At 61.3% G+C, this 21,173-nt stretch carries 15 protein-coding genes and 4 tRNA genes; 9 read left to right on the forward strand and 10 right to left on the reverse strand.

Annotation, left to right across the window (positions count from 1 at the left end):
• Positions 1-43 precede the first annotated feature (43 nt).
• From QIW53_RS13590 to QIW53_RS13605, 4 genes are all read right to left on the reverse strand, one after another.
• Entirely contained in the window at positions 44-1,000 is a 957-nt protein-coding gene (locus tag QIW53_RS13590; protein WP_371050111.1) for a 2-hydroxyacid dehydrogenase, read from the reverse strand.
• Positions 1,001-1,032: 32 nt separating this feature from the next.
• Positions 1,033-1,791 carry an SDR family oxidoreductase gene (locus QIW53_RS13595; protein WP_371050112.1) on the reverse strand — a complete coding sequence of 253 codons (759 nt, stop codon included), beginning with the start codon at positions 1,789-1,791 and terminating at the stop codon, positions 1,033-1,035.
• A gap of 49 nt (positions 1,792-1,840) precedes the next feature.
• Complete coding sequence (locus QIW53_RS13600; protein WP_371050113.1) at positions 1,841-2,533, reverse strand: fumarylacetoacetate hydrolase family protein; 693 nt, start codon at positions 2,531-2,533, stop codon at positions 1,841-1,843.
• Between the two features lie 100 nt (positions 2,534-2,633).
• Positions 2,634-3,983, reverse strand: coding sequence for an MFS transporter (locus QIW53_RS13605; RefSeq protein WP_371050114.1), 1,350 nt, complete (start codon positions 3,981-3,983; stop codon positions 2,634-2,636).
• Positions 3,984-4,558: 575 nt separating this feature from the next.
• On the opposite strand from QIW53_RS13605, the gene QIW53_RS13610 reads away from it, so the two are divergent.
• Positions 4,559-5,491 carry a helix-turn-helix transcriptional regulator gene (locus QIW53_RS13610; protein WP_371050115.1) on the forward strand — a complete coding sequence of 311 codons (933 nt, stop codon included), beginning with the start codon at positions 4,559-4,561 and terminating at the stop codon, positions 5,489-5,491.
• A gap of 11 nt (positions 5,492-5,502) precedes the next feature.
• On the opposite strand, the gene QIW53_RS13615 is transcribed toward QIW53_RS13610, so the two are convergent.
• On the reverse strand, positions 5,503-6,972 hold the full coding sequence (locus QIW53_RS13615; protein WP_371050116.1) for an efflux transporter outer membrane subunit: 1,470 nt from the start codon (positions 6,970-6,972) through the stop codon (positions 5,503-5,505).
• Positions 6,973-7,059: 87 nt separating this feature from the next.
• On the opposite strand from QIW53_RS13615, the gene QIW53_RS13620 reads away from it, so the two are divergent.
• The 3 genes from QIW53_RS13620 to QIW53_RS13630 all read left to right on the forward strand — a co-directional run bounded on the left by QIW53_RS13620 (position 7,060) and on the right by QIW53_RS13630 (position 12,047).
• Positions 7,060-7,680 carry a TetR/AcrR family transcriptional regulator gene (locus tag QIW53_RS13620; protein ID WP_371050117.1) on the forward strand — a complete coding sequence of 207 codons (621 nt, stop codon included), beginning with the start codon at positions 7,060-7,062 and terminating at the stop codon, positions 7,678-7,680.
• A 180-nt stretch (positions 7,681-7,860) separates the two neighbouring features.
• Entirely contained in the window at positions 7,861-8,982 is a 1,122-nt protein-coding gene (locus QIW53_RS13625; protein WP_371050118.1) for an efflux RND transporter periplasmic adaptor subunit, read from the forward strand.
• Positions 8,979-12,047, forward strand: coding sequence for an efflux RND transporter permease subunit (locus tag QIW53_RS13630; RefSeq protein WP_371050119.1), 3,069 nt, complete (start codon positions 8,979-8,981; stop codon positions 12,045-12,047). Before QIW53_RS13625 ends, QIW53_RS13630 begins: the two co-directional genes overlap by 4 nt.
• Positions 12,048-12,129: 82 nt before the next feature.
• On the opposite strand, the gene QIW53_RS13635 is transcribed toward QIW53_RS13630, so the two are convergent.
• The 3 genes from QIW53_RS13635 to QIW53_RS13645 all read right to left on the reverse strand — a co-directional run bounded on the left by QIW53_RS13635 (position 12,130) and on the right by QIW53_RS13645 (position 13,850).
• Positions 12,130-12,205, reverse strand: a tRNA-Asn gene (locus tag QIW53_RS13635).
• Positions 12,206-12,327: 122 nt separating this feature from the next.
• Positions 12,328-12,537, reverse strand: coding sequence for a hypothetical protein (locus QIW53_RS13640; RefSeq protein WP_371050120.1), 210 nt, complete (start codon positions 12,535-12,537; stop codon positions 12,328-12,330).
• Between the two features lie 116 nt (positions 12,538-12,653).
• Positions 12,654-13,850, reverse strand: a complete 1,197-nt coding sequence (locus tag QIW53_RS13645; protein ID WP_371050121.1) for an amino acid aminotransferase — start codon at positions 13,848-13,850, stop codon at positions 12,654-12,656.
• Positions 13,851-14,188: 338 nt separating this feature from the next.
• Here QIW53_RS13645 and uvrB point away from each other — a divergent pair, with 338 nt between their 5' ends.
• Positions 14,189-16,204: an excinuclease ABC subunit UvrB gene (uvrB, locus tag QIW53_RS13650; RefSeq protein WP_371050122.1), complete on the forward strand. Its 2,016-nt coding sequence runs from the start codon at positions 14,189-14,191 to the stop codon at positions 16,202-16,204.
• A gap of 140 nt (positions 16,205-16,344) precedes the next feature.
• On the opposite strand, the gene QIW53_RS13655 is transcribed toward uvrB, so the two are convergent.
• Together QIW53_RS13655 and QIW53_RS13660 are read right to left on the reverse strand one after the other, a co-directional pair.
• Positions 16,345-17,895, reverse strand: a complete 1,551-nt coding sequence (locus QIW53_RS13655; RefSeq protein WP_371050123.1) for an MDR family MFS transporter — start codon at positions 17,893-17,895, stop codon at positions 16,345-16,347.
• Positions 17,885-18,934 (reverse strand): HlyD family secretion protein, encoded by a 1,050-nt coding sequence (locus QIW53_RS13660; RefSeq protein WP_371050124.1) that lies wholly within the window; start codon positions 18,932-18,934, stop codon positions 17,885-17,887. Before QIW53_RS13660 ends, QIW53_RS13655 begins: the two co-directional genes overlap by 11 nt.
• A 220-nt stretch (positions 18,935-19,154) precedes the next feature.
• Between QIW53_RS13660 and gltX the strand changes: the two genes are divergently transcribed.
• From gltX to QIW53_RS13680, 4 genes are all read left to right on the forward strand, one after another.
• Complete coding sequence (gltX, locus tag QIW53_RS13665) at positions 19,155-20,636, forward strand: glutamate--tRNA ligase (protein ID WP_371050125.1); 1,482 nt, start codon at positions 19,155-19,157, stop codon at positions 20,634-20,636.
• 180 nt (positions 20,637-20,816) lie between these two features.
• Positions 20,817-20,892, forward strand: a tRNA-Ala gene (locus QIW53_RS13670).
• Positions 20,893-20,967: 75 nt separating this feature from the next.
• A tRNA-Glu gene (locus QIW53_RS13675) sits at positions 20,968-21,043 on the forward strand.
• A 53-nt stretch (positions 21,044-21,096) separates the two neighbouring features.
• Positions 21,097-21,172, forward strand: a tRNA-Ala gene (locus QIW53_RS13680).
• Position 21,173: the final 1 nt, after the last annotated feature.

Here is a 21,173-nt window from a genome sequence, read left to right on the forward strand (position 1 = left end):
TACCGGGGCATCGAGGGGGCGCAATGCCCCCTCGATGGACGGCTCAATCGGTCACCGATCCCTTCGGTACTCTCCCGGCGAAACTGTCCACCAGGCTCGCCACCACCATCTCTCCCATTCGCGTGCGGGTCTGCACGGTCGCACTGGCGCGATGCGGTTGCAGCACCAGGTTTTCGTTGCCGAACAACGCCTCGGGGACGTTCGGTTCATCGACAAACACATCCAGCGCCGCGCCCGCGATCTCACCGGCCGCCAGGGCCGCCACCAGATCGGTCTCGTTGACCAGCTTGCCCCGGGCCACGTTGATCAGATAGCCGCCCTTGCCCAGCGCCTGCAGCACCTCGGCATTGATGATCGCTTCGCCCTTGTCGGCGGCAGCGGCGAGAATCAGGGCGTCACTCTGGCTGGCCAGTTGCTTCAGATCGGCGACAAAGGTGTGGTTCACATCGCTCATCGGTTGCAGATCGGTGTAGCTGATCGGACAACCGAACGCGGTGGCGCGCGCCGCCACGGCGCGACCGACCCGGCCCATGCCGACGATGCCGATGCGCATGCCCGACACCTGGCGCGCCAATGGCAGCGGCGCCAACGGCGTCGGACTGTGCGGCCATTGGCCCGAGCGTACGTAGCGGTCACTGGTGCACAGGCCACGGCACACGGCAATCAACAGGCCGATGGCCAGGTCGGCGACGTCTTCGGTCAATGCACCGATGGTCGCGGTCACGCGAATCCCGCGGTCCCGGGCATAGGCCAGGTCCACCGCATCGGTGCCCACGCCGTTGACGGCCACCACTTCCAGATTGGGCAATTGCGCCATGACGGCCTGGGTGATGCCGGTGTGCCCGCCGGTGATCACGCCGCGAATGTTCGCGCCGTGCTCTTGCAGATACGCTTGCTTGTCGGACTGTTGAAAGTAACGGCGCACGGTAAACAGCTCTTCGAGCCGGGTGTTGATTTCAGGAATCAGGATCGGGCTGAGCTGCAAGACTTCTGGCTTCATGTAGACCTCGCGTAGCGGAATAAAAAAGCCGGTCAACCGCGACCGGCAAACGGCATGGCAGTCGCCATGACGGTCATGTTCAGGACGTTCGCCTCCAGTGGCAGGGCGGCGATGTAGCGCACGGCATCGGCCACGTGCTTGACGTCGACCATCGGTTCCACGGCTATGGTGCCGTTGGCCTGGCGCACGCCTTTGGTCATGCGCACCGACATTTCGGTCAGGGCGTTGCCAATGTCGATCTGGCTGCAGGCAATGTTGAATTCGCGACCGTCCAGGGCCAGGGACTTGGTCAGTCCCAATACCGCGTGTTTGCTCGCGGTGTAGGCGCTGCTGAAGGGGCGTGGGGTATGGGCCGAGATCGAGCCGTTATTGATGATGCGTCCACCTTGCGGCTGTTGCCGGCGCATCAGGCCGAAGGCGCCACGGGCGCAGAGGAAAACACCGTTGAGGTTGGTGTCGATCACGTTGCGCCACTGCTCGAAGGTCAGTTCGTCCAGCGGTACGGCCGGGGCATTGACGCCGGCATTGTTGAACACGACGTCCAGGCGTCCGTATTTGACGGTGATGGTGGCAAACAGCGCGTCGACGCTGGCTGGATCGCGCACGTCCGTGGGCACGGCCAGGGCTTCGTAACCGTCGACAGCCGCCAGCTCCGCCAATTCCAGCAAGGGTTCCGGTCGGCGTCCGGCCAATACCACCGTGAAGCCGTCTGCCATCAGGCCGAGGGCCACGGAGCGACCGATTCCACTGCCTGCACCGGTTACCAGGGCCACTTTCAAAGGACTGGACATGTTGTTGTTTCCTTTTTTCAGTTCACTTGGGGCGTGTTGTTTTGAGGGGTCAAGGACGCTGGCCGACGCGCATTTCGATCTGGCCGATGCCGTCGATCCCGGCGTTGATGATGTCGCCGGGTTGCAACACGTCGACGCCTGCCGGGCTGCCGGTCATGATCAGGTCGCCGGCCCGTAGCGCCACGTACTGGGAGATACGGCTGATGATTTCGCTGACCGACCAGATCTGGCTGTCGAGGCTGTCGCGCTGGCGTTCCACGCCGTTGACGTTCAGCCACAACTCGCCTTCCGGGTGGCCTGCGCGGGAGACCGGCACGATGGCGGTGATGGGCGCGGCGCCGTCGAAGACCTTGGCGCCTTCCCAGGGCAAGCCACTGCTTTTGGCCGAGCGCTGGACATCGCGACGCGTCAGGTCCAGGCCGGCACCGTAGCCCCAGACGTAGGCCAGTGCCTGATCTTCCGGAATGTTGGCACCGCCCTCGCCGATGGCCACGACCAGCTCGATTTCGTGGGCGAACTCGTCGGTCAGCGGTGGGAAGGCCACTTCACCGGTGGTCTCCACCACGTTGCTGGCCGGCTTCATGAAAAACACCGGTGGCTGGCGGGATTGGCCCTGGGTGTCTGGCCATGGGTAGTTGCGTCCGACGCAGAATACCCGGCCTACGGGGAAGCGCTTGGAACTGCCGGCAACCGGCAGGGTAACGGGCAGATCCGGGGTGAACACGTAGTCGGTCATGGTCATTTCTTGTCGTTGTCCTGATGGAAGCATCAGCCTACGGCGGCTTCGTTTGGCGAAGTTGGACGAAAGCCGCCTCGTATTGGAGAAAAACGCTTTTTTGTACTCAACGAGCCTTGAGTTCGATGCGGTGCAAGCGACCGAGCAGGAACGAATAGGACAAGGTGCCCATCAGTGCCACGCCGCCAATGAACCAGAAGGCAAAGGCGAAGGAGCCTGTCGACTGGACGATTGCGCCGATCACGATCGGGGTGACGATCCCGCCGATGTTGGCGGCCAGGCTGGTAACCCCGCCGGTCAGGCCGATGAGTTCCTTGGGCGCCACTTCCGAGACCGCCGCCCATGACGACGAGGCGATGCCCTGAGCGAAGAAGGCGATGGTCAGGATGGCAATGCAGATCAGGTTCGAATCGGTGAAGTTCACCAGGACAATCGACATGCCCAGCATCGATCCGACCACCAGCGGCAACTTGCGGGCAAACGACATGGAATAGCCACGACGGATCAACAGGTCGGACACGATGCCCGCCAGCAGGATGCCGACCGTTGCGCCCACAAACGGCATCACGGCAAAGATCCCGGCCTTGATCGTGGTCAGCTGGCGCTCTTCGATCAGGTACGTCGGGAACCAGGTGAGGAAAAAATACAGCGCCGAGGTGCTGGCGAACTTGCCGATGCAAATCGCCCAGATCTGCCGATAGGTGAACAGCTCGGCAATCTGCCGCCAGTTGAATTTGGTGCGCTCCTGACTGCACTTGACCAGGCCACCGCCGGACTCGATGTATTTCAATTCTTCCTTGCTGACTTTCTTGCAGTTCAGCGGGTCGCGGTACATGTACAACCAGATCACCCCGAACACGATGCCCAGTGCCCCGGTGCTGTAGAACACGTGGCGCCAGTCGAAGGTTGTCGCCAGCCACAGTAGCGCACCGGTAAACAGTGCCGTGCCCAGGTACTGGCCGCACACGTAGATGCTGCTGGCCATGCCCCGTTCGCGAGCTGGAAACCAGACCGTCACCGCCCGGCTGTTGGCCGGAAAGGCGGGCGCTTCCATGGCGCCGACAGCCAGGCGCAGGCCGAACAGCGAGGCAAAGCCAGTGGCAAAACCCTGGCAGACGGTGACCGTCGACCAACTGATCAGCGAGACGCCGTAGGTGAACCGGGAGCCGAAGCGATCGGCCACGAATCCGGCAGGCACCAGGGCGAGGGCGTAAGTCCAGGCAAATGCGGAAAAGATCAGGCCCATCTCGATCTTGTCCAGGCCCAGGTCCTTGGACAGGAAGGGCGCGGCAATCGAGATGTTCACCCGGTCGATGTAGTTGATGATCGTTGCAATCAGCAGCAGCGACAGCATGATCCAGCGCCGGCGCGTCGGCAGTCGCTGAGGCAGCACGGCGTCCCGGATGCCGGCACTCAGCGGTGGGGCGGTGGACGGAGAGGTTTGCGAGTTGGACATGAGTGGACCTTTTTATTGTCAGGTGAATCGAGTGGTTCGCGCGCAGCCGGACCCCTTGCCCCCATTGCCGGGGACAGCGAAATCTCTGCTTGGAAAAGAGGCGCGAACAGCCGCTGTCAGGTGTTCAGGAACGCCTTGGAGTCGGGTAGGGCGGGGGAGGATTGGCGAGAGAGAAAAACGGATTCATGAGTGCGCACCTTTTGATTGTTTTTGGAAGGAGTCGGGCTGCGATGACTGCCACAGTGGTCGTACAACCTTTCGAAATCAACCGGGGCTTTAGATCGTTTTTTCCGCTGAAAACGGCGTTGAATGCATCTGTCCAAGAAAAATCCTATCGAGGCATTTCTCATTTTTTACGTTTGATCGTCAATAACTAACTGTTTTAAAAGGAATATAATTTATAGGGGCGAGAAATCGTTTTTGGACAATGGAAATATCACTCACGGATACAATTTTTTCCTGGAGTCTCGTTGTCATCCTATGTCGAGTTGAAGTCCAGCCGTATTCACCCGCACAATGGGCCTCGTCGCCGCACAACGACAACCTGTCCATGCATTACCGAGGATCCCCAGGAAATGTCGTCCCCGAGCCGTGTTCCCACCTACGTCATGCAACAACGCAGCGAGCTGACGGACTTTTACATTCGCGACAAAAAGGGCCGGCGCGCCGAAACCAGCCCGCATCGACATGAATACTTCCAGATTCAGATCAACCTGGGTGGTGACACCGTCCAGCACATCGGCAACGTCGAGCGGCCCTTTCCGCGCAACACCCTGGCGTTCATCCTGCCGCATCGCGTGCATGTGATCCCGCACCCGGCCGACAGCAATTTCATGGTGATCAATTTTTCCCAGACCTTTCTGCTGCCGCATCTGCAGTGCGACCCGATGGATCTGGAGGAAGTGTCGATTCTGCTGGCGCCCGAGCTGTCGCCTTTCCGCTTCCAGGAACATCTGGACTTCATTCTTGCCGATGAGGATTTCAGCAAGGTCTGCCGCCTGATCGAGCAGATGCGCGTTCTGGACGAGAACCGCCAGTTCGGCACCCGCGAGATGCTCAAAGGGTTGCTGCTGCAACTGGTGGGTGGCGTGTGTGCCTTGTATGCCGAGCCGCTGAAACGGCTGGCTGAAGAGAACGCCGCTGAAGTCAGCCGACGCGATGCGTTGAGCCGGATGTCCGAGTACCTGCGCAAGAACATCGCCGATCCGGACCTCAACCTGATCAAGGTCGCGGCCGCGACCTACCTGTCACCGACCTACCTGACCCACTGGTTGCGCAAGGAAATCGGCAAGACCTTCACCGAACTGGTGCTGGAACGCCGCATGCACGCGGCCCGCAATTACCTGCTCAATGGCACGCGGCCCGTGGGAGAGGTGGCGAGGTTGTGCGGTTTCGCCGATGAAGCGTACTTTTCACGGCGTTTTCGCCAGATCCATGGCCAGCCTCCGGGGCAATTCCGCCGTCAGCAGCTCAATCCCGACACCCCGCAATCGCCCTCCAGTACATGATCGGCCCGGGTCTACCGTGCCCTTGAGCTGACCCGGACATTCGTGTCGTCCCGCTGCCAGCCGCCGCCCAATGCCTTGAACGTGGCCACGGCGGCGCGAGCCGATTCGGTTTGAGCCTGAGCTCGGCCATCCGATGCCGCCAACAGGTGCTCATCGGCATCCAGCACTTCGATCAGGCTGACCACACCTTTCTCGTAGGCGACAAACGATGTCGCCCGGGCTTTTGCATACGCCGACTCGCCTTGGGCCAGTCGTGCCGATTGCTGCTCGCGGTTGATCAGCGCCGAAAATGCGCTTTCAACCTCTTCACAGGCCCGCAGTACGGACTGGCGGTAAGCGGCCAAGGCTTCGGCTTCCTGGCCTTTGGCCAAATCGATCTGCGCGTTGATGCGGCCGAAATCGAACAGCCTCCAACGTAATCCCAATGCCGCCGATGCCTGGCTGGCACCGTTGCTGAACAGGTTGGTGCTGGAGACCGAGGTCGCACTGCCGAGCAGCGCCCCCACGGACAGTTTGGGGTAGTACTCGGACATGGCTTCGCCGATCCGTGCGTTGGAGGCGGCCAGTCGGCGCTCGGCGACGATCACGTCCGGGCGCCGACGCAGCAGGTCGGCCGGCGCACCCATGTCCGAGAGGCCTGGCACCTCAGGGATGGGCGCCGGCCTGGTCAGTTGGGCACTGTAGGTGCCGGGTGGTTTGCCCAGCATGACATCCAGCGCATTCATGGCGGCGTCAATGCCAGCCTGAAGGACCGGAACGGTGGCCTGTGCCTGAGTCAGGGCGCCTTGGGTCTGGTTCAGTTGCAGTTCGGCGGCCAGGCCTTTTGCATGGAGATGTTCGATGGTGTTGAGCAGTTGCTGTCGCGTGTCGACTTGCTGTCGGGCAATGTCCAGGCGTGCCTGGAGGCCACGGATGCTGACGTAAAGATCGGCTGTCTGCGCGACCACGGCCAGGCGTGTGGCAGCCGCCCCGGCTTCCGAGGCCTGATATTCGGCGAGAGCGGCTTCCTTGCTTCGACGCAGCCCTCCAAACACATCGAGCTCCCAACTGGCAGACAGATTGGCCTCATAGGCACTGCCGTAGCGGTTATAGGAAGGCTCTGAATTCAGCACTTGGCCCAGGGGTGTCTCCAGAGACTGACGGGCTCGGGCCGCTTGCCCGTTGACGGTCGCTGAGGGCAGCAGGGCTGCATTGGCCGCGCCCAAACCGGCGCGCGCCTGCTTGATCCGTGCGCTGGCCTGGGCCAGGTCGAGGTTTTGCTCCAGGGCTTGAGTGATCAACTGACTGAGTAACGGGTCATTGAAAGCGTTCCACCAAGCGGCGAGATCGGCATTTTCCGCGCCCGAAGGTCGTGCCTTGGCGGTTTGGGCCGAAAAGTGCTCGGGCAATTCCACCCGGGGTTCCGAGTAGTCGGGACCCACTGCGCAACCGGCAACCAGACCCAGACACAGTAAGACGGCGAAACGAGGAGGCGGGCGCATGCGATACCTGCTGAAGCGGTGATTTGTGACGATATTACGATTTGGTCACAAGTTGTCAACCACCTTTCGGATGCGTAAGCTGCTCGCATGAACCCATCATCAGTTTCTTCGTCCAGCGTCCGTGGGCCCGCCGATCACGACATCCGAGACCAGATTGTCGCGGCGGCCAACGAGCATTTCAGCCAGTACGGTTACGGCAAGACCACCGTTTCCGACCTGGCCAAGGCCATCGGTTTTTCCAAGGCCTACATCTACAAGTTCTTCGAATCCAAACAGGCGATTGGTGAAGCCATCTGCTCCAATTGCCTGGCTGAAATGATTTCGGCCGTGGAGCAGGCCATCAATGCGGACGGCATCTCGCCCACCGAGCGGTTTCGGCGTCTGGTCAAAACCTTGATCGCTACCGGCGTCGGCCTGTTTTTCAACGACCGTAAACTCTATGACATCGCTGCGTTTTCGGCATCGGAGCGCTGGCCTTGTTCAGAGGACTATGACGCCCGGATCAAGGGTTTCGTGGCGCAGATTGTGCGTGAGGGGCGAGAGCTCGGCGAGTTTGAGCGCAGAACGCCACTGGACGAAACGGTAGAGGCCATTCATCTCGCTCTTCGGCCCTTCATCAATCCTCTGTTACTCCAGCACAACCTCGATGTTGTCGAAGAAGCCCCCGCGCTCATCTCCAATCTCGTTCTGCGCAGCCTGATGCCTTGATCCTCCTCCTTTGACGGATGCGCTGCGCATCCGTCCTTGTGTGGGCGCTGAAAAAACCGGACAGCAATCCTCTCGGCCTCGCCTGACTCAGGTGGGCGATATCCATTCGTGCTGATGGTGACTATTGACAGATTTGGTCACTTGAATAAGCATGGGTGCATCCGCTAAAGAGAGGTCTTTATGATCCAGCGCCACCGCTTGTCACTCGTTTTCATCGCCTTGCTGCCGTTTGGCCTCACGGCCTGCAACGAGGCCCCCCCTGCCGATCCCCGCCTGCAAGTGCCCTTGGTGCGCGTCGGCGTGGTTGAGCCTTCCGCACCTTCGGCGCGGGTCTTCACCGGGGTCGTCGAGGCTAGGGTGCAGAGCGATCTGGGTTTTCGGGTGCCTGGAAAAGTCCTGGAACGCCTGGTGGACGCTGGGCAGAGTGTCAAACGTGGACAGCCGCTCATGCGCATCGATGCCAACGACCTGACGCTGACTGCCAGGGCGCAGCAGGAAGCGGTGCTGGCCGCCACGGCCAGGGCCCGCCAGGCTTCCGATGATGAGCGTCGTTATCGTGATCTGGTGTCTGTCGGTGCGGTATCGGCCTCGGCCTACTCGGGGATCAAGGCGGCAGCGGACTCGGCGAAAGCTCAGTTGAACGCTGCCCAGGCTCAGGCTGATGTGGCAAGAAACGCGACCAGTTACTCGACGTTGCTGGCGGATGCTGATGGCGTCGTCGTGGATACCCTGGCTGAGCCGGGGCAGGTGGTGGGTGCCGGGCAGATCGTGGTTCGCGTTGCGCATTCAGGGCAGCGTGAGGCCGTGATCCAGTTGCCCGAGACGCTGCGGCCGGCGCTGGGCTCGGCGGCGACGGTCGAGCTCTACGGCCAGAACCAGCGTGCCGGCAATGCCCGTCTACGTCAGTTGTCCGATTCGGCGGACCGGCAGACCCGAACATTCGAAGCACGTTACGTGCTGGAGAGTGCGTTCTCCAACGCCACCCTGGGCTCGACGATCTCAGTGGTGATCGCCGACACGAATGTTGCAGATGCCAGGGAATTTCAAGTACCCATGGGCGCCCTCTACGACGCGGGTAAAGGCCCGGGTGTCTGGGTGGTTGCGGGCGAACCGGAACAGGTGGCGTGGCGCCCGATCAAGGTGCGCAGCCTGGATAACGAGGCCAGCGTGCGCGTGACGGGTGATCTGCACGTGGGCGATCGTGTCGTCGCCCTGGGGGCTCACCTGTTGAGTGAGGGCGAGAAGGTCAGGACCGAACTGGCCGGCGCCACTCAACAATCGGTCGTCGAGGTCAGCCGATGAGCCGCTTCAATCTGTCGGCGCTGGCCGTGCGCGAGCGCTCGATCACCCTGTTTCTGATCCTGCTGATTTCCGTGGGTGGGTTGTACGCCTTCTTCAAGCTGGGGCGTGCGGAAGACCCCGCATTCACCATCAAGCAAATGACGGTGGTCACTGCCTGGCCTGGGTCGACGGCCCGGGAGATCCAGGATCAGGTGGTGGAAAAGCTGGAAAAACGCATGCAGGAACTGCGTTGGTACGACCGGACCGAGACCTTCACCCGGCCAGGTCTGGCGTTCACCACGGTTTATCTGCTCGATAGCACGCCGCCCTCAGCCGTTCAGGAGGAGTTCTACCAGGCGCGCAAGAAGATCCTCGATGAGCAGAAGGGGTTGCCGTCCGGGGTGATCGGCCCGATGGTCAATGATGAGTATTCCGATGTCACCTTCGCGCTCTACGCGCTCAAGGCCAAGGGTGAGCCGCAACGTCTGCTGGTGCGCGAAGCGGAAAGCCTGCGTCAACGCCTGCTGCACGTGGCAGGGGTGAAGAAGGTCAACATCATTGGTGAACAGGCCGAGCGCATTTTTGTCGAGCTGTCCCATGAGCGCCTGGCGACACTGGGCGTTTCCGCACGAGATATCTTCAGTGCATTGAACACGCAGAACATGCTCACGCCCGCCGGCTCGGTCGAGGCGAAGGGCCCTCAGGTTTTCATCCGCCTCGATGGCGCCTTTGATGACCTGCAGAAGATTCGTGATACCCCGCTGACCGTACAGGGGCGGACCCTCAAGCTGTCCGATCTGGCGCAGGTGAAGCGCGGTTATGAGGACCCTGCAACCTTCCTCGTACGCAACAATGGCGAGCCTGCCTTGTTGCTTGGCGTGGTCATGCGCGATGGCTGGAACGGCCTGGATCTGGGCAAATCGCTGGAGGCCGAGGCGACAGCGATCAACCAGCAGATGCCTTTGGGCATGAGCCTGACCAAGGTCACGGATCAGGCGGTGAATATTGGCGCCTCCGTCAATGAGTTCATGGTGAAGTTTTTTGCGGCCCTGGGCGTGGTGCTGTTGGTGTGTTTTCTCAGCATGGGCTGGCGTGTCGGCGTTGTGGTGGCGGCGGCGGTGCCACTGACCCTGGCGGCGGTGTTCATCGTCATGGCCGCCACGGGCAAGGATTTCGATCGAATTACCCTGGGCTCGTTGATTCTGGCGCTGGGCCTGCTGGTGGACGATGCAATCATCGCCATTGAAATGATGGTGGTAAAGATGGAGGAGGGCTACGACCGAATCAAAGCCTCCGCCTACGCCTGGAGCCACACGGCCGCGCCGATGCTGTCGGGGACGCTGGTGACGGCGATCGGCTTCATGCCCAACGGGTTTGCCAAGTCGACCGCAGGTGAGTACACCGCGAACATGTTCTGGATCGTGGGTATCGCGCTGATCACCTCCTGGGTGGTGGCCGTGGTGTTTACCCCTTATCTGGGCGTCAAGCTGCTGCCGTCGATCAAGGTGCCTGATGGCGGGCATGCGGCGATCTACGGAACGCCGAACTACCAGCGTTTCAGGCGCCTGCTGGGCCGTGTGATCCGCCGCAAAGGCCTGGTGGCCACACTCGTGGTTGGCCTGTTCGCTGTGGCGATTCTGGGTATGGGCGTGGTCAAGAAGCAGTTCTTTCCAACGTCCGACCGGCCTGAGGTGCTGGTTGAGGTGCAGATGCCTTACGGCACCTCCATCGAACAGACGGATGCAGCGGCGGCCAAGGTCGAGGCGTGGCTGGCGCAGCAGCCGGAAGCCGGGATCGTTACCGCTTACATCGGCCAGGGGGCACCGCGCTTTTATTTGGCGATGGCTCCCGAGCTGCCTGATCCATCCTTCGCAAAAATCGTCATCCTGACCGCGAGTCAGCAAGAGCGCGAGGCGCTCAAGCTGCGCCTCCGGCAAGCCGTCGCCGATGGCTTGGCGCCGGAAGCCCGGGTGCGTATCACACAGTTGGTGTTTGGGCCTTATTCACCGTATCCGGTGGCCTTTCGGGTGATGGGGCCCGACCCGGCCGTGTTGCGGGATATCGCCACGCAGGTGCGTGGGGTCATGGCCGCGAGTCCGATGATGAGAACCGTCAATACCGACCTGGGGGAGCGCGCGCCGGCACTTCATCTCACCCTTGATCAGGATCGCCTGCAAGCGTTCGGCCTGACCTCGGCCGACGTCGCGCAACAGCTGCAATTTCTGCTCACCGGAGTGCCTGTCACCGAAGTGCGCGAGGATATCCGGTCGGTTCAGGTGGTCGCGCGCTCGGCGGGAGAAACGCGTCTGGATCCTTCGAAAATTGCCGCCTTCACGCTGACTGGCGCCCAGGGGCAGCGCGTGTCGCTGTCCCAGGTCGGGGCGGTGGATGTGCGCATGGAGGAGCCCGTTTTGCGCCGTCGTGATCGGACGCCGACGATCACGGTGCGTGGGGATGTGGCGGAAGGTCTTCAGCCGCCCGACGTCTCCAACGCCCTGATGCCGCAGTTGCAGCCTATCATCGAGAAGCTGCCGGCAGGCTACCGCATTGAACTTGCCGGCTCGATCGAGGAGTCGGGCAAGGCGAACAGGGCATTGCTGCCGCTATTCCCGATCATGATCGCGCTGATGTTGCTGACCATCATCATTCAGGTGCGCTCGATGTCGGCCATGATGATGGTGTTCGCCACCGCGCCATTGGGCCTGATTGGTGTGGTGCCCATTCTGCTGCTGTTCCAGCAGCCGTTCGGGATCAATGCCCTGGTGGGGCTGATTGCCTTGTCAGGGATTCTGATGCGCAACACGCTGATCCTCATCGGGCAGATTCACGCCAACGAGCAAGCGGGTCTGTCGCCTTTCGACGCCGTAGTCGAAGCCACCGTGCAGCGGGCGCGGCCTGTGGTCCTCACGGCGCTGGCGGCGATGCTGGCGTTCATCCCGCTGACCCATTCGGTGTTCTGGGGAACGCTGGCCTACACCCTGATTGGCGGGACATTTGCCGGCACCGTGCTGACCCTGGTGTTCCTGCCGGCGATGTACGCCCTCTGGTTCAAGATCAAGCCTGAGCCTTTGCGGTCAGAAGGTTGATCTCCTGAAACGAAAAAACCCGCCAAAAGGCGGGTTTTTTGTGGGTTTCAGAGGTGTTGCAAGCCTTCTCTGAAACCTTGTCTGGCTCCACGACCTGGACTCGAACCAGGGACCCAGTGATTAACAGTCACTTGCTCTACCAACTGAGCTATCGCGGAATGGCGTGCATGTTACTGATTTAAAAAGAGAAGTCAAGCGTCGGTTGGAAAGGCGACCGACGGGTCGGGACGGACGGTGGTTTATGGCCGATTGGCGGTGACCGAAACGCCGTCCGGCCGGATTAACCGCCGAAAGTAATGGTGCCCGTCATCAGTTTGGCGTACAGCGCAGTGGCGCCCAGTTGCACCAGCCACAGGGCCAGGCCACCGAGGAATACACCGGTGGCGACTTGCATCACCAGGTTGCTGCCGCGTTTGGCGGGTGGGCGGGGGATGAAGTCATCCAGATCGTCTCGGTCGTCGCGCTCGGCACGCAGGTCATCGTTTTTCATAGGGGTTCTCGCAGAAATTCCCACATTGGAGTTGTGAGGAGTCTAGAAGGTGCGGGCCTTGCGACAAATAAAAACGGGAAGCCCTGAGGCTTCCCGTTGTTCTTTCAGCGCAGGGCTCAGATCACCGCAACGATCGCCTTGGTGACGACATCGATGTTGCTCTGGTTCAGCGCGGCCACGCAGATGCGGCCGGTGTCCAGGGCATAAATGCCGAATTCGTTGCGCAGGCGGTGAACCTGTTCAACGCTGAGGCCCGAGTAGGAGAACATGCCGCGCTGACGACCGACGAAGCTGAAGTCGCGCTGCGGCGCCTGCTGGGCGAGCAGGTCGACCATCTGTGTGCGCATGCCGCGAATGCGCAGGCGCATCTCGGCCAGTTCCGCTTCCCATTGGGCGCGCAGTTCCGGGCTGTTGAGCACGGCGGCGACGATGCTGGCGCCGTGGGTCGGCGGGTTGGAGTAGTTGGTGCGGATCACGCGTTTGACTTGCGACAGCACGCGCGCGCTTTCTTCCTTCGACTCGCTGACGATCGACAGGGCGCCCACGCGCTCGCCGTACAGCGAGAAGGATTTGGAGAACGAGCTGGAGACGAAGAACGTCAGCCCCGACTCAGCGAACAGGCGCACCGCTGCGGCGTCTTCGTCGATGCCGTCGCCAAAGCCCTGGTAAGCCATGTCGAGGAATGGCACGTGGCCCTTGGCCTTGACCACTTCGAGAACGTTTTTCCAGTCCGCCGGGCTCAGGTCGACGCCGGTCGGGTTGTGGCAGCAGGCGTGCAGCACAACGACGGAGCCGGAGGGCAGGGCGTTGAGGTCTTCCAGCAGGCCGGCGCGGTTCACATCGTGGGTCGCGGCGTCGTAATAACGGTAGTTCTGCACCGGGAAACCGGCGGTCTCGAACAGCGCGCGGTGGTTTTCCCAGCTCGGGTCGCTGATGGCGACGACGGCGTTCGGCAGCAGTTGCTTGAGGAAGTCGGCGCCGATTTTCAGCGCGCCGGTGCCGCCAACGGCCTGGGTGGTGACCACGCGGCCAGCGGCGATCAGTGGCGAATCATTGCCAAACAGCAGTTTCTGCACCGCCTGGTCATAGGCAGCAATACCGTCGATCGGCAGATAACCACGGGAAGCGTGTTGAGCGACGCGAATCGTCTCGGCTTCGACAACGGCGCGCAGGAGTGGAATTCGCCCCTCCTCGTTGCAGTAAACACCGACCCCCAGGTTGACCTTGCTGGTACGGGTATCGGCGTTGAATGCTTCGTTGAGGCCCAGGATTGGATCGCGTGGTGCCATTTCGACAGCGGAGAACAGGCTCATTTTTGCGGCGGCTCTGAATGGAGTGTGGAGGGACGTGTCGCGCTCCAGCCGAATGCACTAGAGCGGTGCACAAACGGGGAGCTAGTATAGAGGCCATCTGCGAGTGATGGCGACAGCCGAATCGGCATTTAGCGTAAGTTTTTCCGATTATTTTTCGACCGTTAGTCGATTGGCCGCGTCAGAGTCTGTAAGGGATGTAGGACGCTTGCCTTGAAAGAGCGGGCAATCGACTCCACATTGAGCGCAATCCAGTTTTTTCCTCGGGCGATTTCGGTCGTTTGCGGTCTTTTTCGTTGCTGTCCGGTTGAACCGGGCGGGCGCGACCCAGAGGGTATTTCATGTCTGAATTCCAGCTAGTCACCCGTTTCGAGCCCGCCGGCGACCAGCCGGAAGCCATTCGCCTGATGGTCGAGGGCATCGAGGCCGGGCTGGCGCACCAGACGCTGCTCGGCGTGACCGGTTCGGGCAAGACGTTCAGCATCGCCAACGTCATTGCCCAGGTGCAGCGCCCGACGCTGGTACTGGCACCGAACAAGACCCTGGCCGCGCAGTTGTACGGCGAGTTCAAGGCGTTCTTTCCGAACAACGCTGTCGAGTATTTCGTTTCCTACTACGACTACTACCAGCCCGAAGCCTATGTTCCGTCCTCGGACACCTTCATCGAGAAAGACGCCTCGATCAACGACCACATCGAACAGATGCGCCTGTCCGCGACCAAGGCGTTGCTGGAGCGCAAGGACGCGATCATCGTCACCACCGTGTCGTGCATCTACGGTCTGGGCAGCCCGGAAACCTACCTGAAAATGGTGCTGCACGTGGATCGCGGCGACAAGCTCGACCAGCGCGCCTTGTTGCGCCGCCTCGCCGACCTGCAATATACCCGCAACGACATGGATTTCGCCCGGGCGACCTTCCGCGTTCGCGGCGACGTGATCGACATCCATCCGGCGGAATCCGACTTCGAAGCCATTCGCATCGAGTTGTTCGACGACGAAGTAGAGAGCCTCTCGGCCTTCGACCCGCTGACCGGTGAGGTGCTGCGCAAGTTGCCGCGCTTCACCTTCTATCCGAAGAGCCATTACGTCACACCGCGTGAAACCCTGCTCGACGCCATCGAGGGCATCAAGGTCGAATTGCAGGAGCGCCTGGAATACCTGCGCTCCAACAACAAACTGGTGGAAGCCCAGCGTCTGGAGCAGCGCACCCGCTTCGACCTGGAGATGATCCTCGAGCTGGGCTACTGCAACGGCATCGAAAACTATTCGCGCTACCTGTCCGGGCGTCCGGCGGGCGCAGCGCCACCGACGCTGTACGACTACCTGCCTGCCGACGCCTTGCTGGTGATCGATGAATCCCACGTCAGCGTTCCGCAGGTCGGCGCCATGTACAAGGGCGACCGTTCGCGCAAGGAGACCCTGGTGGAATACGGTTTCCGTTTGCCGTCGGCGCTGGACAACCGGCCCATGCGCTTCGACGAATGGGAAGGGGTGAGTCCGCAGACCATCTTCGTCTCGGCAACGCCGGGCAATTACGAAGCCGAGCATGCCGGTCGTGTGATCGACATGGTGGTGCGTCCCACCGGTCTGGTGGACCCGCAGATCGAGATCCGTCCGGCGCTGACCCAGGTCGACGACCTGCTGTCGGAAATCACCAAGCGCGTGGCCGTCGATGAGCGGGTGCTGGTGACCACGCTGACCAAGCGCATGGCCGAAGACTTGACCGATTACCTGGCCGACCATGGTGTGCGGGTGCGCTACCTGCACTCGGACATCGACACCGTGGAGCGGGTGGAAATCATCCGCGACCTGCGCCTGGGGACCTTTGACGTGCTGGTGGGGATCAACCTGCTGCGCGAAGGTCTGGACATGCCTGAGGTGTCGCTGGTGGCGATCCTCGACGCGGACAAGGAGGGCTTCCTGCGTTCCGAGCGCTCGCTGATCCAGACCATCGGCCGGGCGGCGCGTAACCTCAATGGTCGGGCCATTCTTTACGCGGACCGGATCACCGGTTCCATGGAACGGGCGATTGGCGAAACCGAGCGCCGGCGCGACAAGCAGATCGCGTTCAACCTCGCCCATGGCATCGTCCCCAAAGGCGTGACCAAGGACGTCGCCGACATCATGGAAGGCGCTACCGTGCCCGGCTCGCGCAGCAAGAAGCGCAAAGGCATGGCCAAGGCTGCCGAGGAAAGCGCCAAGTACGAAGCCGAATTGCGCTCGCCGGGCGAGATCGCCAAACGGATCAAGGCGCTGGAAGAGAAAATGTACCAACTGGCCCGCGACCTGGAATTCGAAGCGGCGGCGCAGATGCGCGACGAGATCAGCAAGTTGCGGGAGCGGTTGATCGAGGTTTGAATTTTTGCGGTGCCTGGGCTCGCCCCATCGCGAGCAAGCCCGCTCCCACACTTACCGCGTCGTACCCAATATTTGTGGCACACGCAATAACTGTGGGAGCGGGCTTGCTCGCGATGAGGCCAGAAGCGACACCACAAAACTCAATGCGCTTCCCCAGCCTTCAACCCCGCCGGCAACGCCTTGGTCAGCAACACCGCCACCATGCTGATCCCCAGCGCAATCCCGACAAAATGAAACGCATCGTTGTAAGCCATGATCGACGCCTGCTGATGGGCGATCTCGCTGAGTTTGCCCAGCGCCGCCGTTTCGCTGCCAAACCGGTCCGTCAGTGACGCAATGCGCTCGGCCACCTGTGGGTTGGTCGGCACGATCGCTTCGCGCAGATAATCAAAATAGGTCTTGGTCCGCGCATCCAGCAGCGTGGCGAGGAGGGCGATGCCGATCGCGCCGCCGAGGTTGCGCAGGATGTTGAACAGGCTCGACGCCGAGCCCGCGTCCTGCGGCAGGATGTAGGCGGTGGCGATCAGTGAAATGGTCACCATGATCAGCGGCTGGCCCAGGGCGCGGATGATCTGGATCTGGTTGAACTGCGGTCCGGCGAAGTCCGGGTTCAGCACCCCGGAGGAAAAGCTCGCCAGCCCGAACAACCCGAAACCCAGGGTGCACAGCCATTTCGGCGAGACAATTTTCATCAGTTTCGGCACCAGCGGAATCAGGAACAGCTGGGGCACGCCCATCCACATGATCACTTCGCCGATCTGCAGGGCGTTGTAGTTCTGAATCTGCGCCAGGTACAACGGCAGCAGATAGATCGAGCCATACAGCCCGACACCCATGCCAATGCTGGAAATGCTCGACAGGCCGAAGTTGCGGTTGCCGAGGATGCCGAGGTTGATCAGCGGGTTGGGCTTGGAGAACTGCACGATCACAAAGGCGATCAGACTGATCAGGGCAATGCTGCCGAGGGTGACGATCAAGTCCGATTCGAGCCAGTCCTTGCGATGACCTTCCTCGAGAAACACCTGCAAACAGCCCAGACCAACGCCCAGGGTGACAATCCCCATATAGTCGGTGCTTTTCAGCAGCTCCCAGTGCGCTGCCTTCTTTTCCAGGCCATACATCAGGCCGGCGATCATGATCAGGCCCGGCGGCACGTTGATGTAGAAGATGTATTCCCAGCCCCAGTTCTCCGTGAGCCAGCCGCCCAGGGTCGGGCCGATGGAGGGGGCGAAGGTGGCCGTCATGGCAAACATGGCCATGCCCTTGGCGCGGTGGTGCTCCGGCAGCTTGATCAGGGTCAGGGTGAACGCCAGCGGGATCAGCGCGCCTCCGGTGAAGCCCTGCAGCGCACGGAACACGATCATGCTTTCCAGGCTCCAGGCCATGGAACAAAGCAGCGATGCCGCCAGAAACCCCAGCGATACCCAGACCGCCAGGCGACGCGCGGAGAGCAGCTGCACCAGCCAGGCCGTCAGCGGAATCATGATGATTTCCGCCACCAGGTATGACGTGGAAATCCACGATCCTTCTTCCAGGGTCGCCGACAGCGCGCCTTGGATGTCCTTGAGCGAGGAGTTGGTGATCTGGATGTCGAGCACCGCCATGAACGCACCGAGCATCACGCTCATGACCGCAATCCAGTCGCGCCGGGTCGGCTCGCCGACCGGGCGGATCAGTTGATCACCGGCCATCGTCAGGGCTGTCTTTGATGTTCACTGTCGCGGTGACCGACATGCCTGGGCGTATCTTGCCGCGCAGCGGGTTGTCGGCGGCGAAGGTCAGTTTAACCGGAATCCGTTGCACGACTTTGGTGAAGTTGCCGGTGGCATTGTCCGGTGGCAACAGACTGAACTGTGCGCCCGAGGCGGCGAACAGGCTGTCGACCCGTGCTTCGATGGGTGTGTCGTGGTAGGCATCGAAGGTCAGCTCGGCTTTCTGGCCAGGCTGCATGTGGCCGATCTGGGTTTCCTTGAAATTGGCCTGAATCCAGATGTCCTGATCGGGCACGATCGACAGCAGGTAGGCCCCGGCCTGCACATATTGACCGTTGCGCGCCGCACGCTGGCCGATCAGGCCACTGATGGGCGCGTGGATTTCGCTGCGGGTCAGGTTCAATTCGGCCTGGGCCAGGTCGGTCCTGGCGTTGGCGATCATCGCGTCGAGGCGTTTGATTTCAGCGTTCAGCGAGTCGACTTGCTGGCGCTGGCCTTGCGCGTCGGCCTGGGCCTTGCTCACCTGGGAACGGGCGATGTGGTTGTCGGCCGACAGGGTGGTGACCCGTTCCTCGGACACATAGCCCGGTTTGCGCAGGGCTTGTGCGCGGGCCAGGTCGATTTGCGAGCGGCCGAGGCTCGCCTGGCTGGAGGCCACTTGTGCGTCGCTGGCCGCAATCAGGCTGGCTTGCTGGGTCAGTTTGCTCTGTGCCTGCAGGCGTTCGGCCTGGCGGGTGGCGAGCGTGGCATTGGCGCGGTCGACGGCGAGCTGGAAGTCATCGCCCTCGAGCCTGATCAGCAGTTGGCCTTTCTCCACGTGCTGGTTGTCCTGCACCAACACCTGGTCGATGCGCGCGCCCAGTTGGCTCGACACACGGGTGATTTCACCCTGGACATAGGCGTTGTCGGTGCTTTCATAAAACCGCCCCTTGAAGAACCAGTGGGCCAAAAAGCTCCCGGCAATCAACAGGACGATCAGCAGGAAAATGAACAGGCGGCGCTTGAGTTGGGCGGGCATGGGGCAAACTGTCGTCGAGAAATTGTAAGGAAAGTTATCAGTGGGCGAATTTGGCATACAGCCAATAGTGGGTAAATGCCATCGGGTGATAATCCGTCATTCATCGACCCCGCCGCCTGCCGTAGACGCAAACTTGGCTTAAATGCCCTGCTCACTGGAGCCGGGCGGGCAACGCCTGTTAACATTCGCCCTTTGTTTCATCTTCATTTCGAGACTTGCCATGACCACCGTCCGCACGCGCATTGCGCCATCGCCTACCGGGGACCCCCACGTAGGTACCGCTTACATCGCCTTGTTCAACTACTGCTTCGCCAAGCAGCACGGCGGTGAGTTCATCCTGCGGGTCGAGGATACCGACCAGTTGCGTTCGACCCGCGAGTCCGAACAGCAGATTTTCGACGCCCTGCGCTGGCTGGGTATCGACTGGAGCGAAGGCCCGGACGTGGGAGGCCCGCACGGTCCTTACCGGCAAAGCGAGCGTGGCGATATCTATCAGAAGTACTGCCAGCAGCTGGTGGACCTGGGGCACGCGTTCCCGTGCTTCTGCACCGCCGAAGAGCTGGACCAGATGCGCGCCGAGCAGATGGCCCGTGGCGAAACCCCGCGTTATGACGGCCGCGCCTTGCTGCTGTCCAAGGAAGAAGTCGCCCGGCGTCTGGCCGCTGGCGAGCCGCACGTGATCCGCATGAAAGTGCCGAGCGAAGGTGTGTGCGTGGTGCCGGACATGCTGCGTGGCGATGTCGAGATCCCGTGGGATCGCATGGACATGCAAGTGCTGATGAAGACCGACGGCCTGCCGACGTACTTCCTGGCCAACGTGGTCGACGACCACCTGATGGGCATCACCCATGTGTTGCGCGGCGAAGAATGGCTGCCTTCGGCACCGAAACTGATCCTGCTGTACGAATACTTCGGTTGGGAGCAGCCACAGCTGTGCTACATGCCGCTGCTGCGTAATCCGGACAAGAGCAAGCTGTCCAAGCGCAAGAACCCGACTTCGGTGACCTTCTACGAGCGCATGGGCTTCATGCCGGAAGCCATGCTCAACTACCTGGGGCGCATGGGCTGGTCGATGCCGGACGAGCGCGAAAAGTTCTCGCTGCAGGAAATGGTCGAGCACTTCGACCTGAGCCGCGTCTCCCTCGGCGGGCCGATTTTCGACATCGAGAAGCTGTCGTGGCTCAACGGCCAGTGGCTGCGTGACCTGCCGGTGGAGGAATTTGCCGCGCGGGTGCAGAAGTGGGCGTTCAACGCCGATTACATGATGAAGATCGCGCCGCACGTACAGGGCCGGGTGGAAACCTTCAGCCAGGTCGCACCGCTGGCAGGGTTCTTCTTTGCCGGTGGCGTCAATCCGCAGGCCAGTCTGTTCGAGTCGAAGAAACTCTCGGGCGATCAGGTTCGTCAGCTGATGCAGTTGATCCTGTGGAAGCTGGAAAGCCTGCGTCAATGGGAGAAGGACAGCATCACCGCGACGATCCAGGCGGTGGTCGAATCCCTGGAATTGAAGTTGCGTGATGCCATGCCGTTGATGTTCGCCGCCATCACCGGCCAGGCGAGCTCGGTGTCGGTGCTCGATGCCATGGAGATTCTGGGGCCGGACCTGACCCGTTTCCGTCTGCGCCAGGCCATCGATCTGCTCGGTGGCGTGTCGAAGAAGGAAAACAAGGAGTGGGAAAAACTGCTGGGTAACATCGGCTGATCCCAGGTGCGTTCCTGCAGTGGCTGCCAGAGGGGGTGGCTGCAGGAGCGCAAACACCCCGGATTTACGGGGCAGGGCGGTAAGTGATTGTTATGGCGGAAAAATTTTTTGAAAATTGTTGAAAATAAGTTTGACAGGTTTCCGAAGCGCCATTAAGATTCGCCCCGTCCTCAGCGATGAGGGGCTATAGCTCAGCTGGGAGAGCGCCTGCATGGCATGCAGGAGGTCAGCGGTTCGATCCCGCTTAGCTCCACCAATTTACACTTCAAGGTCTGGCCACACCGGCCTTGAAGCGATCAGTACTCAGCACTGATCAGTCAGAAGGTTTTGCGTCCCCTTCGTCTAGTGGCCTAGGACACCGCCCTTTCACGGCGGTAACAGGGGTTCGAGTCCCCTAGGGGACGCCAGTTTTACAGAAGCGATGTTGCAAGAGATCGCTCCGCCGAGAGGCGAAAAATCCGGGGCTATAGCTCAGCTGGGAGAGCGCCTGCATGGCATGCAGGAGGTCAGCGGTTCGATCCCGCTTAGCTCCACCAA

This window comes from Pseudomonas fluorescens (genome assembly GCF_041354075.1).
GTDB classification, from domain to species: domain Bacteria; phylum Pseudomonadota; class Gammaproteobacteria; order Pseudomonadales; family Pseudomonadaceae; genus Aquipseudomonas; species Aquipseudomonas fluorescens_CE.

What these genes read in the sequence shown, in the direction of transcription:
- gltX (WP_371050125.1), top strand. Translation starts at nt 19,155, where the DNA reads ATGACCACCGTCCGCACGCGCATTGCGCCATCGCCTACCGGGGACCCC.
- uvrB (WP_371050122.1), top strand. Translation starts at nt 14,189, where the DNA reads ATGTCTGAATTCCAGCTAGTCACCCGTTTCGAGCCCGCCGGCGACCAG.
- QIW53_RS13610 (WP_371050115.1), top strand. Translation starts at nt 4,559, where the DNA reads ATGTCGTCCCCGAGCCGTGTTCCCACCTACGTCATGCAACAACGCAGC.
- QIW53_RS13655 (WP_371050123.1), bottom strand. Translation starts at nt 17,895, where the DNA reads ATGGCCGGTGATCAACTGATCCGCCCGGTCGGCGAGCCGACCCGGCGC.
- QIW53_RS13605 (WP_371050114.1), bottom strand. Translation starts at nt 3,983, where the DNA reads ATGTCCAACTCGCAAACCTCTCCGTCCACCGCCCCACCGCTGAGTGCC.
- QIW53_RS13640 (WP_371050120.1), bottom strand. Translation starts at nt 12,537, where the DNA reads ATGAAAAACGATGACCTGCGTGCCGAGCGCGACGACCGAGACGATCTG.
- QIW53_RS13600 (WP_371050113.1), bottom strand. Translation starts at nt 2,533, where the DNA reads ATGACCATGACCGACTACGTGTTCACCCCGGATCTGCCCGTTACCCTG.
- QIW53_RS13620 (WP_371050117.1), top strand. Translation starts at nt 7,060, where the DNA reads ATGAACCCATCATCAGTTTCTTCGTCCAGCGTCCGTGGGCCCGCCGAT.
- QIW53_RS13595 (WP_371050112.1), bottom strand. Translation starts at nt 1,791, where the DNA reads ATGTCCAGTCCTTTGAAAGTGGCCCTGGTAACCGGTGCAGGCAGTGGA.
- QIW53_RS13615 (WP_371050116.1), bottom strand. Translation starts at nt 6,972, where the DNA reads ATGCGCCCGCCTCCTCGTTTCGCCGTCTTACTGTGTCTGGGTCTGGTT.
- QIW53_RS13630 (WP_371050119.1), top strand. Translation starts at nt 8,979, where the DNA reads ATGAGCCGCTTCAATCTGTCGGCGCTGGCCGTGCGCGAGCGCTCGATC.
- QIW53_RS13625 (WP_371050118.1), top strand. Translation starts at nt 7,861, where the DNA reads ATGATCCAGCGCCACCGCTTGTCACTCGTTTTCATCGCCTTGCTGCCG.
- QIW53_RS13660 (WP_371050124.1), bottom strand. Translation starts at nt 18,934, where the DNA reads ATGCCCGCCCAACTCAAGCGCCGCCTGTTCATTTTCCTGCTGATCGTC.
- QIW53_RS13645 (WP_371050121.1), bottom strand. Translation starts at nt 13,850, where the DNA reads ATGAGCCTGTTCTCCGCTGTCGAAATGGCACCACGCGATCCAATCCTG.
- QIW53_RS13590 (WP_371050111.1), bottom strand. Translation starts at nt 1,000, where the DNA reads ATGAAGCCAGAAGTCTTGCAGCTCAGCCCGATCCTGATTCCTGAAATC.